The 14,070-nt window shown below is 49.5% G+C and carries 14 protein-coding genes, 1 riboswitch and 1 other annotated feature; of the genes, 4 read left to right on the plus strand and 10 right to left on the minus strand.

Annotated elements, in window-relative coordinates; all coding sequences use genetic code 11:
• Positions 1-39: 39 nt before the first annotated feature.
• Positions 40-255, minus strand: a binding site (T-box leader).
• 39 nt (positions 256-294) lie between these two features.
• Positions 295-1,485, minus strand: coding sequence for an MDR family MFS transporter (locus KNO73_RS06580; RefSeq protein ID WP_353047955.1), 1,191 nt, complete (start codon positions 1,483-1,485; stop codon positions 295-297).
• A 178-nt stretch (positions 1,486-1,663) separates the two neighbouring features.
• On the opposite strand from KNO73_RS06580, the gene mnmL reads away from it, so the two are divergent.
• Positions 1,664-2,638, plus strand: coding sequence for a tRNA modification radical SAM protein MnmL/YtqA (mnmL, locus tag KNO73_RS06585; RefSeq protein WP_214683932.1), 975 nt, complete (start codon positions 1,664-1,666; stop codon positions 2,636-2,638).
• Complete coding sequence (gene mnmM / locus KNO73_RS06590) at positions 2,592-3,164, plus strand: tRNA 5-(aminomethyl)-2-thiouridylate-methyltransferase MnmM (protein ID WP_078147227.1); 573 nt, start codon at positions 2,592-2,594, stop codon at positions 3,162-3,164. The genes mnmL and mnmM overlap by 47 nt, the downstream gene beginning before the upstream one ends.
• A gap of 31 nt (positions 3,165-3,195) precedes the next feature.
• Here mnmM and KNO73_RS06595 read toward each other — a convergent pair whose 3' ends face one another.
• Positions 3,196-3,942, minus strand: a complete 747-nt coding sequence (locus tag KNO73_RS06595) for an alpha/beta fold hydrolase (RefSeq protein ID WP_251024861.1) — start codon at positions 3,940-3,942, stop codon at positions 3,196-3,198.
• Positions 3,943-3,997: 55 nt separating this feature from the next.
• On the minus strand, positions 3,998-4,468 hold the full coding sequence (locus KNO73_RS06600) for a GNAT family N-acetyltransferase (protein WP_012726790.1): 471 nt from the start codon (positions 4,466-4,468) through the stop codon (positions 3,998-4,000).
• 165 nt (positions 4,469-4,633) lie between these two features.
• On the opposite strand from KNO73_RS06600, the gene KNO73_RS06605 reads away from it, so the two are divergent.
• On the plus strand, positions 4,634-5,155 hold the full coding sequence (locus KNO73_RS06605) for a hypothetical protein (protein WP_012726791.1): 522 nt from the start codon (positions 4,634-4,636) through the stop codon (positions 5,153-5,155).
• A 38-nt stretch (positions 5,156-5,193) separates the two neighbouring features.
• Here the strand turns inward: KNO73_RS06605 and metK are convergent, their stop codons facing one another.
• The gene (gene metK, locus KNO73_RS06610) at positions 5,194-6,402 is read right to left on the minus strand and encodes a methionine adenosyltransferase (protein ID WP_012726792.1); all 1,209 of its coding nucleotides are present in this window, start codon (positions 6,400-6,402) and stop codon (positions 5,194-5,196) included.
• A gap of 132 nt (positions 6,403-6,534) precedes the next feature.
• A riboswitch (SAM riboswitch) is annotated at positions 6,535-6,654 on the minus strand.
• Between the two features lie 322 nt (positions 6,655-6,976).
• On the opposite strand from metK, the gene pckA reads away from it, so the two are divergent.
• A complete protein-coding gene (gene pckA, locus KNO73_RS06615) occupies positions 6,977-8,548 on the plus strand; it encodes a phosphoenolpyruvate carboxykinase (ATP) (RefSeq protein WP_078147228.1) in 1,572 nt (523 codons plus the stop codon).
• A 15-nt stretch (positions 8,549-8,563) separates the two neighbouring features.
• Here the strand turns inward: pckA and KNO73_RS06620 are convergent, their stop codons facing one another.
• From KNO73_RS06620 to yugI, 6 genes are all read right to left on the minus strand, one after another.
• The gene (locus KNO73_RS06620; RefSeq protein WP_078147229.1) at positions 8,564-9,328 is read right to left on the minus strand and encodes an alpha/beta hydrolase family protein; all 765 of its coding nucleotides are present in this window, start codon (positions 9,326-9,328) and stop codon (positions 8,564-8,566) included.
• Positions 9,309-9,782: an RNA deprotection pyrophosphohydrolase gene (gene ytkD / locus KNO73_RS06625; protein WP_012726795.1), complete on the minus strand. Its 474-nt coding sequence runs from the start codon at positions 9,780-9,782 to the stop codon at positions 9,309-9,311. Before ytkD ends, KNO73_RS06620 begins: the two co-directional genes overlap by 20 nt.
• A gap of 99 nt (positions 9,783-9,881) precedes the next feature.
• The gene (locus tag KNO73_RS06630; RefSeq protein WP_012726796.1) at positions 9,882-11,234 is read right to left on the minus strand and encodes a glucose-6-phosphate isomerase; all 1,353 of its coding nucleotides are present in this window, start codon (positions 11,232-11,234) and stop codon (positions 9,882-9,884) included.
• A 106-nt stretch (positions 11,235-11,340) separates the two neighbouring features.
• Positions 11,341-12,504, minus strand: a complete 1,164-nt coding sequence (locus tag KNO73_RS06635) for an iron-containing alcohol dehydrogenase (RefSeq protein ID WP_078147230.1) — start codon at positions 12,502-12,504, stop codon at positions 11,341-11,343.
• A 74-nt stretch (positions 12,505-12,578) separates the two neighbouring features.
• The gene (locus KNO73_RS06640) at positions 12,579-13,571 is read right to left on the minus strand and encodes a Gfo/Idh/MocA family protein (protein WP_078147231.1); all 993 of its coding nucleotides are present in this window, start codon (positions 13,569-13,571) and stop codon (positions 12,579-12,581) included.
• A gap of 99 nt (positions 13,572-13,670) precedes the next feature.
• The gene (gene yugI, locus KNO73_RS06645; protein ID WP_074033496.1) at positions 13,671-14,063 is read right to left on the minus strand and encodes a S1 domain-containing post-transcriptional regulator GSP13; all 393 of its coding nucleotides are present in this window, start codon (positions 14,061-14,063) and stop codon (positions 13,671-13,673) included.
• Positions 14,064-14,070 lie beyond the last annotated feature (7 nt).

The following is a 14,070-nucleotide window of genomic DNA, read 5'->3' on the forward strand; positions in this document are numbered from 1 at the left end:
TCTTCCTCCTCTGCATAATAAAAAGCCTTCCGTCCCCGAAAATGGGACGAAAGGCTTGAAAGCTCTCCGCGGTACCACCCATGTTGCATTGCTGCCACTTGAGACGCCGGTAACGAGGCGTAACCCCGGTCTTCCCTACTCGTTTCAGGAAAACAGCTCCAAGGCGAGTTCACAACATCCGCTTATCGATTCACACCATCCATCGACTCTCTTTGAAACGGAACGTTCGCTACTAGTCCTCTTCAACGCTTGCTATTCATCGTAGTCTATTTTAGCCCATTCTGAAATTCAACGTCAACTTGATTTTTCTGTGACACGAATGTCTTTCATGATGACAAATAGCGTTAAGGCTAACGTAGCAAGTAGTAGAAGCATGCCGAAGACTGCTGTAATGCCGAACATGTCATAGACAAAACCAGACAACGTCGGTCCAATCATCCGACCGACGGATGCTGCGATATTGACGAGCCCTTGGTATTGTCCAGCTTTCCCAGGAGGGGCGAGTTTCGCCGCAATCGTCGGAACCGCCGGCCAGACAAACATCTCCCCGATGGTCATGACGACCATCGCGACCATGAACATCCCGAACCCACCAGCGAATGGGACAATCAAGAACGCGCCGAGGAAAATGGATGCCCCGATGATCAGTTGACGTTTTAAGTCGTCCTCAAACTGTCGTAAGACACGATTGAGCAACGGTTGTGCGAAGACAATCATCGCCCCGTTCACTGTCCAAAGGAGTGAGTATTGACTGATTGTGACACCGAGGTCTTTCGAGTGAACGGCAATCGTCCCTTGCCATTGCACGTACACGAACCAAAGTACCGCATAACCAACGGCGACATACCACATCGACTTCATCGTCGCACTCGAGAGTGTCGTGGCGGCCGCTTCGAGTTGCGACTGAACGACAGGACGTGCCGGGTTTTTCAAATAACGCAATCCAAACAAGAGCACCACGACAAATAAAACTGACAAGAAGAAGTTCGCATAAAAAATCCACTCGATGTTAAGTCGAGCGATTTGACCACTCATTGCCGTTCCGAGGGCGACCCCCACGTTTTGTGCGACATAAATCGCATTGAACGAACGACGTCCCCCTTCAGGCCAAATGAGACCTGCAAACGCATATACGGTCGGAAAGACGAGTCCGCCGGAAAGACCGATCAACCCGAGCCATACGAGATAGCCGAAGAACGTGGCATGAAACAGTAAAAATCCAAGCGAGCTCGCGAGCAAGAGACCGACAGAGATCATCAGCGTCGTCTTCCCACCGATTCGATCGAATAGCGTCCCTCCGATGTAGTTCCCGACAATCGCGAGCGCCGAGTTCACAAGAAGCGCCACCCCGGCAAGCATCATCGACTCACCTAAAAAATCATGAATATACAGTGTGTTAAACGGCCATAAAAAAGACGCCGCCGTTGTATTGAGCGCCATCGCAATGACTAAAATCCATACCGAAATTGGCATTTTATTGTTCACACCAAGTCCTCCTTTCATTCTTCTTTCACATCAAAAAAATCGGCACAAAAAGGCCGAATCGACAAGATTTCCTTATCAAACCTAAACGAACGCCAAGGAAGTGTCAAGAAAAATTACTTATTATGAAGTTTTGTTATTTTTCGTTTGTGATAGGATGAGCAAGGAAGGAGAGATGAACATGAATCCATTTGGTCAAAATCGTTACCATACACTTAATGAGGCGTATCGACGAGAGTACGGGGGCAAGGTGTTTAAAGTGCCACTCGATGGCGGCTTCACATGTCCGAACCGTGACGGACGTGTCTCAAAAGGTGGATGCACGTTCTGTTCGGACGATGGCAGTGGTGATTTCGCGGGAAATGCTTGCGACCCGATTCCCGTTCAATTTGCAGAAGTGAAGGCTCGTCTCCACCGGAAGTGGAAGAGTGCCAAATATATTGCTTATTTCCAAGCGTTCAGTAACACGTACGCACCAGTCGAGCGGTTACGTGAATTGTATGAACCGGCATTAAAAGAGGATGGGGTCGTCGGTCTCTCGATTGCGACACGCCCTGACTGCTTACCGGACGACGTCGTCGCCTATTTAGCAGAGTTGAATGAACGGACGTCCCTTTGGGTGGAGCTCGGTCTTCAGACCATTCATGACACGACCGCTAAAAAGATCAATCGTGGGCACGACTATCAATCGTTTTTGACCGGTCTTGCCAAACTTCGCCGTCACAATATTCGTGTCTGCGTTCATATCATCAATGGTCTCCCAGGTGAGACACCAGAGATGATGCTCGACACGGCACGAGAAGTTGCTAAAATGGACATACAAGGAATCAAGATCCACTTACTTCACGTCTTGAAACACACACCGCTCGCCCGTCAATATGAGAAAGGACTGCTCGACTTGATGGAGGAAGACACATACGTCTCCCTCGTCTGCGATCAACTCGAACGAATCCCTCCCGAGGTGATTATCCATCGTTTGACAGGAGACGGTCCACCCGACCTCTTGATCGGTCCATTATGGAGCCGTCACAAGATGCAGGTGCTTAACAAGATTCGTGCGGAATTGGAGCGCCGGGATTCTTTCCAAGGAAAAAAGAAGGATGAGATCTATGGGATTAATGAGAGTACTACCTTTTGCAAAACAATTACTACATGACCATATCGAGGAAGGTCAGGTCGCCATCGATATGACGGCCGGGAACGGACACGATACGTTGTTTCTAGCGAATGCCGTAGGCGAGACAGGACATGTCTATGCCTTTGATATTCAATCAGAAGCTGTAGCAGCCACAAAGGCGCGGGTTGAAAAATCGGGTGTCAGTAATCGGGTGACCGTGATTCATGATAGTCATGATACGGTCCAAGCGGTCGTTGAAAAGGAAGCGCGGCCGATCACCGCGGCCGTCTTCAACTTAGGGTATTTACCGGGAAGCGACAAATCCATCACGACACACGGAAATACGACGATTGCCGCATTATCCCAACTATTAGACGTCATGGCCGTCGGTGGCGTTATCGTCATCGTGATTTACCACGGACATGAAAGTGGGAAAGTCGAACGAGACGAGGTGCTCCATTATGTAGAGTCCCTCGATCAAAAACAGGCAGGCGTCCTGCGTTATGGATTTATCAACCAAGTCAATCATCCCCCATTCATCGTGGCGATTGAAAAACGTGCATAATAAAAAGGCGGCTCATTAGAGTCGCCTTCTGTCATTCTTGAATCAATTCATAAAACGTCATGAGGGTTTCCGCGAATTTCGTGTTCAATCGTTCGTAACCAAAGTGTGGGAATCCTTCCAATCGCCGGATATACACTTGGTCCCCACCGATTTTCCGACAAACATTCAACGTCAACTTCACGTCCGCGAACTGGTCGTCTGGTGCATAGAAACAGGCGAGCGGAAGGCGTGGCAGATGCTTCTTCTCTTCCTGATGCTCGACGATTTCCTCTTCGATTTCTCGATATTGCGCATACGTGATTTCTCCGAATCGGGATGACTCGTCTCCCCCACCGGTGAATGTCATCATCCCGAGTGGCAAGTCAGGGCGAAAACGGTCGACAGCACTTGCGACGACTTGTTTCAATCCACCGATTTGACGAGTGGCATGCCAATCAAACAATGGGGAGATGTATGTGAGACTCCCGAGTGGCACATCGTACTCCTGCAAAAGGCGATTCGTTAAGAGTGCGCCAAGGCTGAATGCCACGACATGAATCGGTAATTTATATTCCCCTGCCTCGCGCAACGCTCGCTTGATCAGTTGCTTATGGTCACCTGCCGTCAATCCAATCGATTGATCGCGGACGACGATGACTTCGTACTCGTCCTCGAGCCGTCGAATAAAGTTCTCGCTGATCCGTGACGTGAATTGTAACGGATACACGATGACGATGACTCCTTTTCGTGCTTCTTCATTTGCCATACTGCCGTCACCTCGTTTATAGACTACATTCATTGTATCAAAAAAACATCAGCCGCAACTGATGTTTGAATAAAATCCGTCTGGAGGCTTAGCTCGGGTCATATCGTAAATGAATGAGTTCCATCGGACGATCATATACTTCTTCCTGGATACGATTCACTTCTTTGAAAGATTGATGTAAGAGGAAGGCAATCGCTTGATCATTCGAGCTTTCGACGTACACTTCCATCGGTTGTTCTTTTTTCGATTGAAGGTGGGCCAGAAAGGCTGCGCCGTAGCCGTTTCGATGATAATCGGGGTGCAGATAGAGGCGGAGCATCTCCCACATGTCACCGCGATCGATGGCATGACAAAATCCGATGACCTCTTCTTCATATTCGCCAACGATAAAATACTGTTCTCGTGCTTCTTCACTTGAACTGATTGCTCGTACAATCTCTTCTTGCCGATATGCGCGTTCCATCGCTCTCGTTCGATTGGAATCATCCTGTGATATGGTCGCCAGCGCGATGTTCCGAATCAGCGTCGCATCTTCTGGCACTGCTTCCCTCATGTTCATGACAGCTTCCCCCTTTTGGCCAATCTATTTGTATCATTCCCTATCCCAATGTTTTTATCCTGCTCCTTCATTTCTTTTTCATGACGATTCATCAGAAAACGTTACGTCGCCATTTCTCTAGGGTATAACACAAGCAATGCCAATCAAACGAAGGAGTGGAACCGCATGGAACCTAGACAAGAACATGATCCGAAAGTAGAACAGACAGCCAACCCGAACCGTCAATTTGATCAATTGGACGGGGGAAGTCCAAAGATCAGTGTCGTGACCGGGATGTTGCTCGGTGCACTCGTCGGTGGTCTACTCGCCTTACTTAGCTCCTCGAACCGGGAGCAGACAAAGCAATCCCTCTCGAATGCGAAATCGTCGGTCGGGGGCCTCGTCAACGAAGTGAAACAAGATCCTGCCGGCAAGGCGTCTCAAGTCATTGAGCAAGTGAAGTCAGCCTCGACAAAGATTCAAGAAGTCTCCACAGACGTCCAAAACGTATACGAAAAAGTCGTCGGGGAAGTCGATACCGTGAAAGAGGACGTCACTAAAATCGTCGAGACGGCTCAAGAGGCCAAGTCAGACTTACAGGACATCGGGGAGAAAGTCGTCGAAGCGAAGGATACGGCGCTTGGACAAGATACGACGACAACTGATTCTTCATCCGATTCAAATAAACAGACACCTCCGACAACGTAAAAAAAACGACCTTTCCGCGGAAAGGTCGTTTTTGATGATTACGCGAAACGTTTCGCGCCTTCTTCAAGAATGGCTGCTTTATCTGTTTGCTCCCATGGGAGTTCGATGTCTGTACGACCGAAGTGACCGTATGCTGCCGTTTGTTTGTAGATTGGGCGACGAAGGTCGAGCATCTTGATGATGCCCGCCGGACGGAGGTCAAAGTTCTCACGAACGAGTTCAACGAGTTCCGTTTCGCTCAATTTACCTGTGCCGAACGTATCGACAGCGATTGATACTGGGTGTGCAACACCGATTGCGTACGCAAGTTGAACTTCCGCTTTATCCGCAAGTCCTGCTGCAACGATGTTTTTCGCTACATAGCGAGCTGCGTATGCCGCTGAACGGTCAACTTTTGTAGGATCTTTACCAGAGAATGCGCCGCCACCGTGACGAGCGTATCCACCGTACGTATCAACGATGATCTTACGTCCTGTCAAACCTGCATCTCCTTGTGGTCCACCGATTACGAAGCGACCAGTCGGGTTGATGAAGTATTTTGTTTCAGCATCGATGAGTTCAGCCGGAATGACTGCCTCGATGACATGTTTTTTCAAGTCTTCTTGAATTTGCTCAAGTGTGATCTCTTCCGCGTGTTGCGTCGAAATAACGATCGTATCGATGCGAACTGGGTTGTTGTCCTCATCATACTCAACCGTTACTTGCGTCTTCCCGTCCGGACGAAGGTACTCGAGCGTACCGTTCTTACGTACTTCAGCAAGACGACGTGACAACTTGTGTGCCAACGAGATTGGGAGTGGCATGAGTTCAGGTGTCTCGTTTGTCGCATATCCGAACATGAGACCTTGGTCTCCTGCACCGATTGCATCGAGTTCCTCTTCAGTCATCTGACCTTCACGTGCTTCAAGCGCTTGGTCAACACCTTGCGCGATATCTACCGATTGCTCATCAATCGACGTCAAGACCGCACACGTTTCAGCATCGAAGCCATATTTTGCACGCGTGTATCCGATTTCGCGGATTGTTTCACGGACAACTTTCGGGATATCCACGTAAGTTGACGTTGTGATTTCACCAGCTACGAGTACAAGACCTGTTGTGACAGACGTTTCTGCCGCAACACGGGCATTCGGGTCTTCCGCTAAAATGGCATCCAAGATGGAGTCAGAAATCTGATCACAAATTTTGTCTGGATGTCCTTCAGTAACCGACTCTGAAGTAAAAAGTCGACGGTTCAATTTTGACATTCAAAAAACCTCCTATAATAAGGGTATTATGTGGACGGTACTCGTTCCCCTTACGCGTTGCTTTGGGACGGTAATGAAAAAAACCTCCCCCGATGACATACATTGGGAAAGGTTGAATCGTTCTTCCTTACCCTCTTATCGTTCGAAGCTAATGGCTTCGCTTCAGGATAGCACCTTTTCCGCACAAGACTTCATGTCGGACGGTTGCTGGGCTTCGTAGGGCCTTGTTCCCTCCACCGCTCAGAATAAGAGTATCCGTTACGAAAACCATCATATAAATGACACTCGATTATGTCAAGGGAATCAGACGAATTCGTAAAAGTTTTCACTGACTTGCAAAACATTTCTGTTTGTGAATCGTCAAACATTTTTTTATTTCGTTTCTGTTTTTTAACACCTTGTGATAAGAGAATGTGATAAAATGACTTTGTAAGAAAGCGCTTACTTAGAGAGAAGAAACGCTTGTGTTTAATTAGTGTGTCACATATAATTAAAAATGTCATACTGATTAATCGTAATCGCGGAAGTATGCGGATTTCATCCACATCTATTTAGGGGAAAGGTGGGATTCAGGATGGCGACAACGCTCCTGAAAATCGAAGAATTAATTAATGGTGCCGACATGTTACGGAACTTGACGGTTCCAGAGCTGGTGGAAGAAGCCATTCAAAATGGTGAAGGTGTGCTGACAAAAGACGGGGCATTATCTGTCAGTACCGGTGCTTTTACTGGACGGTCACCGAAAGACAAATTCGTCGTACAAGATGAAGTCAGCAACAACCTCGTCGATTGGGGTAAAGTGAACCAACCGATCGCAGAAGAGAAGTTTTCAGCACTTCTCGACAAAGTACTCGACCATTTAGAAAAGAAGGATAAACTGTATTATCTAGAAGCATCTGCTGGTGCAGATGAACATTATACGTTGCCGGTCCGTGCCATCACGGAGTATGCGTGGCACAGTCTATTCGCTAAACAATTGTTCTTACGCGAATGGCCGACGAAAGGTGCGTTCGACCCGTTCACGGTCATTTATGCACCGAGCTATAAAGCAGACCCTGCCGTCGATGGTACGAACTCTGAGACGTTCATTCTCGTCTCATTCGCCAAGCGCACGATTCTGATCGGGGGAACAGAATACGGTGGCGAAATTAAAAAATCGATCTTCTCCGTCATGAACTTCTTGCTACCCGAGCAGAACGTGTTATCGATGCACTGTTCGGCAAATGTCAATGATGCGAATGAAACGGCACTCTTCTTCGGATTGTCGGGCACTGGGAAGACAACGCTCTCGGCTGACCCTGAGCGTCATTTGATTGGAGACGACGAACACGGATGGTCACCGGACGGGGTCTTCAACATCGAAGGCGGTTGTTACGCAAAGACGATCAACTTGTCTCGTGAGAACGAACCGCAAATCTATGATGCGATTCGCTTCGGTTCATTGATTGAAAACGTCGTGTTGAATGAAGATCGTACACCGGACTATAAGAACATTTCCTTGACGGAAAACACGCGTGCGGCATATCCAATCGAGTTCATCGACAATGCGATGCTCCCATCACGCGCCGGTCATCCGAATACGATTGTCTTCTTGACGGCAGATGCCTATGGCGTCTTGCCTCCGATCAGCAAACTGACGAAAGAACAGGCGATGTACCACTTCTTGTCGGGTTATACGTCAAAACTTGCCGGCACGGAGCGCGGTGTCACAGAACCACAGGCGACCTTCTCGACTTGCTTCGGTTCACCGTTCCTTCCGCTCGCTCCAGAGCGTTACGCGGATATGCTCGGTAAATTGATCGAGCAACACGACGTGGATGTCTACCTCGTCAACACAGGTTGGACTGGCGGTGCATACGGTGAAGGTTCGCGTATGAAACTCGCGTACACGCGTGCGATGGTCAACGCCGCAGTCAACGGTCAACTTCGTGACGTCGAGACGATGAAACATGACATTTTCAACGTCGAGATTCCAGTAGCCATCGAAGGCGTACCGAGTGACGTGCTCAATCCACGTGACACGTGGAGCGACCCAGCTCGCTACGACGTCGAGGCGAAAGCACTCGCAATGAAATTCAAAGAGAACTTCACACGGTTCACGAAAGCGAGTGAATCGGTCATCGCAGCCGGCCCACTGGTCATCTAATACGAAAGCACCGACTCATCGAGTCGGTGCTTTTGCTTGTCGTAACATCCATTCCATCGCTTGTTCGGTCGTCTCCCATTTATCCCAAAATGGGAGTTGGTGTCCGAACGGAAGCACCCAAAACTCTGCCTGCTCCCCTAACTTCTCGGCGACTGCCGTCGCATGGCGCAAACGGACCTGCTCGTCATCCGTACCATGGATGATCAGCGTTGGTGCATCCCATTCCTTATAAAGCGGAGAACGTTCTGTATATGCTGTTTCTGCCGATTCGGGGTCTCCCCCCGTCATGCGACGTAACATCTTCCGCATCGAGCGTTGCTCTTCATACGTCCACTCTAGATTGGTCACACCGGCCCATGAGGTGACGGTAGTGACCGGTCGTTCAGATGCGAGAGAGAGTGCCATCATCCCGCCGCGTGAAAAACCGAGCGCATGAATCGGTCGTCCGCTCGTTTGGACGCGATCATAGAGTGAGAGCACGTCCTTCAAATCCTCTCCACCGAAGTCTTCTTTTCCCGTGCCCCCGTGATTACCTCGATAAACCGGGGCCACCACATGAAAACCGCGTGCCGCAAACTGCATGAGGCGCGGTAACCGAACGTCCCCGATTCGTGCCGTTCCCCCTCGTAAGTACATCAGCACCTGTCCAATCGACCGTTTCGGTTCAATCGAATAGGCGACGACCTCTTCCCCATCATTCGTCGTGTACCATCCACGCGTCACCCGGTAACCGGCGTATGGTGGCAACACGTCGATTCGATCAAACCAGTTGTTGCTCATGGAGCACCCTCATCGTTTCTGGTAAGACACGGTCCTTCATCATAAAGCTGTAACGTGGATTCCGTAGTAGATTGTCCGGTAAGACATCAATCAAGACGGCCCCATCCGTCTCGTCGACTGCGGGATGATCTTCGAATCGTTCAATCTCCGCAAAATAGATATTTTTGATGACGGTGTCACCACGACCGAGCACACGATATTGCCCCATGTATCGTAACGTCTTGACGACGCCTCCAGTCTCTTCATATACTTCCCGGATGGCCGCGGCATCCTCATGTTCGCCCGGTTCGACTTTCCCACCTGGGAACTCTAGCCCGCGTTGTTTATGCTTCGTCAATACCCATTTGTCCTTGTAACGGGCGACGACCCAGACGTGGAGCGGCGTGTCTGAGAACGGATAATGGGTGAAGCTTAACTCGACTTGATTATGATAGTAATCCTTGAATGTCTTCATAGTCCATCCCTTTCTTTCCCCTGTCTACTCTCACTTTACCTTGTCTGCACCCAGTTTCAAACAAAAAAATCGGTCCGACGCGCGGACCGATTCGTTTTCTTATTGATTCAAGCGTTTTTCGAGTTCTGCTTTTTGTTCTTCATACCCTGGTTTACCGAGTAGTGCGAACATGTTCGCTTTGTATGCTTCGACGCCTGGCTGGTTGAACGGGTTCACCCCGAGGATGTATCCGCTCATCGCACATGCTTTCTCGAAGAAGTAGAACAAGTAACCGAGGTGGTACGGTGTCATCTCTGGCAATTCGACGACGAGGTTCGGTACGTCGCCATCTGTATGCGCGAGGAGCGTCCCTTCTGTCGCCTTGTCGTTCACGAACTGAATCGTTTCCCCTGCGAGGAAGTTCAAACCATCCAAGTCTTGTGCGTCTTCTGGGACGTTCATTGTGTGACGGACTTCTTTCACACGGATGACTGTCTCGAACAAGTCACGACGACCTTCTTGAATGTATTGACCCATCGAGTGAAGATCAGTCGAGAAGTCGACAGCCGCAGGGAAGATTCCTTTGTTGTCTTTTCCTTCAGATTCTCCGTAAAGCTGTTTCCACCACTCAGACACGTAGTGAAGGGCTGGCTCGTAGTTGACGAGCATCTCAATCGATTTGCCTTTCGCGTAAAGGGCGTTACGTACGACCGCATACTGATACGCTTCGTTCTCAGCCAATTCTGGTGAGCTGTAAGCGTTTTGTGCATCACGCGCCCCTTCCATCAAGGCATCGATATCGATTCCTGCAGCAGCAATCGGGAGAAGTCCGACCGGTGTGAGGACAGAGAAGCGTCCACCGACGTCATCTGGAATAACGAACGTCTCGTATCCTTCTGCGTCCGCGAGCGTCTTGAGGGCGCCACGGGCACGGTCTGTCGTCGCATAGATCCGCTCACGCGCTCCATCTTGACCGTACTTGTCTTCCATGAACTGCTTGAGGACACGGAATGCGATGGCAGGTTCTGTCGTCGTTCCTGATTTCGAGATGACGTTGATTGAGACCTCTTTCCCTTCAAGCACTTGAAGCAATTCTCTCATATACGTTGAAGAGATGTTGTGACCCGCATAGAATACTTGCGGCGCCTTGCGCTCTTCTTTTGACAATACGTTGAAGAACGAATGTTGAAGCATTTCGATCGCTGCACGGGCACCGAGGTAAGATCCTCCGATTCCGACGACGACGAGAACGTCTGAATTCTCGCGAATTCGTTCCGCCGCAGCTTTGATTCGTGCGAACTCATCTTGATCGTATTCGGTCGGAAGGTCGACCCACCCAAGAAAATCACTTCCGGCACCGCTCCGCTCGTGAATCACCGAGTGAAGGGTTTTTACCGTTTCTTGCATTTGGTCGATTTCATGCTTCCCTACGAATGAGAGCGCGTTTGAATAATCGAAACGTACAGTTGACATGTCATTTCCTCCTTTAAATCGCTCGTAAAAGAGCCATACATGACCCATCATAAACGGAAACGCTAGATTCGTTCAATCATTATTGCAAAATAGGCAAGAAATCGCCTTATTTACTGAGTTCGAGAATATGCGCGACATCTTCCCGTTCGAGTGTACGGAAACGACCGAATGCGCCACGTTTCATCGCAGAATCGAGAATCGCATCGAATGTCGACTCATCGATCTCATAGTCACGAAGCGAGTTCGGTGCACCGAGTTGGTCAAAGAATGCACGTACAGCTTGGATCGTACGTTTCCCTGTTTCCAAATCGTTCTCGCCAGGCTCGACATCAAATACTTCTGTACCGAGTCGTGCGAAGCGAGCCGCGTTGTCTTCATCTAATACATGCTCCATCCAACGTGGGAAGAGGATCGCGAGACCTCCAGCATGCGGGATATCATGGACAGCGGATACGGCGTGTTCGATGTTGTGCGATGCCCAGTCACCCGATGCACCCATTTGCAGGACACCGTTCAATGCCATCGTACCTGAGAACAAGATGATGGCACGAAGGTCTATGTTCTCTAAATCGTTCACGAGTTTCGGTGCCGATTCAACGACCGCTTTCAACACACCTTCTGTCATGCGTTCCTGTACCGGCGCATGGTTCGGGTGGAAGTATTGCTCGAAACAGTGGCTCATCATGTCGACGATGCCATAGATTGTCTGGTCTTTTGGAACCGACACGGTGTAACGTGGATCGAGAATCGAGAATGTCGGGAAGACGAGCGGGTGACCCCATCCAAACTTTTCTTGAGTCTCCCAGTTCGTGATGACCGATCCCGAGTTCATCTCCGACCCTGTCGCAGCGAGTGTAAGGACTGTCCCGAACGGTACCGCCTCTGTCGGGATATGTTCACGAAGCACGATGTCCCACGCGTCCCCGTCATATGGAATCGCTGCTGAAATGAGTTTTGTACAGTCAATGACGGAACCGCCACCGACAGCAAGCAAGGCGTCAACGTCCTCTTCACGCGCAAATTTCACCGCACGACGTACCGTCTCGATGCGTGGGTTCGGTTCAACACCTGAGAAGTCTACGTATGAGATGCCTGCTTTTTCAAGCTCGGCCACGACTTCATCGTACGTCCCGTTCTTTTTGATGCTTCCGCCACCATAGACAAGCATCACTTTCTTCGCGTCGAGCGCTTCGAGTTCTCCTGCTAATTTTTCGATCTGATGTGTCCCAAAAATTAGTTTTGTCGGGTTTTTGTATTCAAAGTTGTGCATAAGTCATCCTCCTCATAGAAATATGTAACACCTACACTATATACCCTGTTTTTACGGAATGAAAAGTATCGTGCTTATGCGTAGATGCGATCGATGATCCGATGCAAGATGACCGCTTCCTCCGCTTGACGATAGTTCGGCTCTTCTCCACAGGCCTCAAGGAAGAGTCGGATTTGCCGCTCATACGGGTCGTGTTCAGTCAAATAAGCTGGTCGCTCGTCAAACAATGCCCCATATTTCTCCGTGTGGAGCGTGAGCGGGAACAGACTGGCTCCGGCGTTCGTGCCGCGACATTCCACACGCATCGTATCTTTCTCTTCGATATTGGCCATATAGCTGACGTCGAGCAATAAGGATGCCCCATTTTCAAACGTGATCATCGCCCTCGCCGTATCCTCGACCGAGAGCGAACTCGCGTCCCATTCCCCTAACAAACCGACACCCGGTCGATTCCCTAAATATTGACCGACGTGCCCAACGACCTCTCTCGGTTTCGGGTATCCCATCAAATGAAGCGCTAGGTCTAACATATGCACACCGATGTCGAGCAGGGCGCCCCCGCCTTGCAGTTCTTTATTCGTGAAGACTCCCCATCCCGGAATGCCACGTCGCCGAAGCGCGAGCGCCGTCGCTGCATAGATATCTCCAAGTTCTCCCGCGTCAATCATTCGCTTCAACAGAACCGTATCTGCACGATGTCGGTAATGGAATCCGTAATGCAATGTTTTTCCGGCTCGTTTTGCCGCTTCTAACATCTCAATTGCCTCATTCTCCGAGATACCGGGTGGTTTCTCACAGAGAACGTGACATCCTGCTTCAAGCGCAAGCAGCACTTGCTCTTTATGTAAGGCGTTTGGTGTACAGATACTGACCGCATCGAGATTTTCGCGTGAAAGCATCTCTTCGACCGTCTCATAAAGGTTCGGGATGCCGAACTGCCGGGCGACACGTTCCCCGTTTGCCCGTGTCCGGTTCATGACCGCTATCACATCCATCCCTGCTTTGACATAATTCGGGATATGGGCACTCGTCGCAATTCCTCCCGTTCCGATGATGCCAATCTTCATGCCATCCCCTCCTATTCGCTTTACAGTTTCGTCATTCAATTCGCCGATTCCTGTAAAATAAAAAAGGTGACCCGTTTAGAACGGGCCACCTTGGGACACTTACTTCTTGAAGTTTGTGTTTTTGATCCAGTCTTCAAGTTTGTCTTTGAGGACTGTGAATCCTGGAGCTTCTTCTTGCTTGAAGTTTGAAGATGCTTCGTTGCGGCGTGGCGCACGACGAGCTGGCTTCGCAGACTTCTCGCGTTTTGGAGCTTCTTGAGTCGCTTTCATTGAAAGCTTGATTTTTTTAGAAGCTTCGTCCACTTCAAGGATTTTCACTTCAACTTCTTGACCAACTTGAACGTAATCGTTTACGTCTTTTACGTAGTCGTGTGAGATTTCTGAAATGTGTACAAGACCTTGAGTCTCATCGTCGAGTGCTACGAAAGCACCGAAAGGTTGGATTCCTGTTACTTTACCTGTTAATACTTGATCTTTTTCGTATTTTGCCATTACAAAC

The sequence above is a fragment of the Exiguobacterium sp. s83 genome (assembly GCF_018617095.1).
GTDB lineage: Bacteria > Bacillota > Bacilli > Exiguobacteriales > Exiguobacteriaceae > Exiguobacterium > Exiguobacterium profundum.

Excerpts from the sequence above, each read along its gene's own strand:
- mnmL (WP_214683932.1), top strand. The coding sequence starts at position 1,664 with ATGAATCCATTTGGTCAAAATCGTTACCATACACTTAATGAGGCGTAT.
- mnmM (WP_078147227.1), top strand. The coding sequence starts at position 2,592 with ATGGGATTAATGAGAGTACTACCTTTTGCAAAACAATTACTACATGAC.
- KNO73_RS06595 (WP_251024861.1), bottom strand. The coding sequence starts at position 3,942 with ATGAATGTAGTCTATAAACGAGGTGACGGCAGTATGGCAAATGAAGAA.
- KNO73_RS06600 (WP_012726790.1), bottom strand. The coding sequence starts at position 4,468 with ATGAACATGAGGGAAGCAGTGCCAGAAGATGCGACGCTGATTCGGAAC.
- KNO73_RS06605 (WP_012726791.1), top strand. The coding sequence starts at position 4,634 with ATGGAACCTAGACAAGAACATGATCCGAAAGTAGAACAGACAGCCAAC.
- metK (WP_012726792.1), bottom strand. The coding sequence starts at position 6,402 with ATGTCAAAATTGAACCGTCGACTTTTTACTTCAGAGTCGGTTACTGAA.
- pckA (WP_078147228.1), top strand. The coding sequence starts at position 6,977 with ATGGCGACAACGCTCCTGAAAATCGAAGAATTAATTAATGGTGCCGAC.
- KNO73_RS06620 (WP_078147229.1), bottom strand. The coding sequence starts at position 9,328 with ATGAGCAACAACTGGTTTGATCGAATCGACGTGTTGCCACCATACGCC.
- ytkD (WP_012726795.1), bottom strand. The coding sequence starts at position 9,782 with ATGAAGACATTCAAGGATTACTATCATAATCAAGTCGAGTTAAGCTTC.
- KNO73_RS06630 (WP_012726796.1), bottom strand. The coding sequence starts at position 11,234 with ATGTCAACTGTACGTTTCGATTATTCAAACGCGCTCTCATTCGTAGGG.
- KNO73_RS06635 (WP_078147230.1), bottom strand. The coding sequence starts at position 12,504 with ATGCACAACTTTGAATACAAAAACCCGACAAAACTAATTTTTGGGACA.
- KNO73_RS06640 (WP_078147231.1), bottom strand. The coding sequence starts at position 13,571 with ATGAAGATTGGCATCATCGGAACGGGAGGAATTGCGACGAGTGCCCAT.
- yugI (WP_074033496.1), bottom strand. The coding sequence starts at position 14,063 with ATGGCAAAATACGAAAAAGATCAAGTATTAACAGGTAAAGTAACAGGA.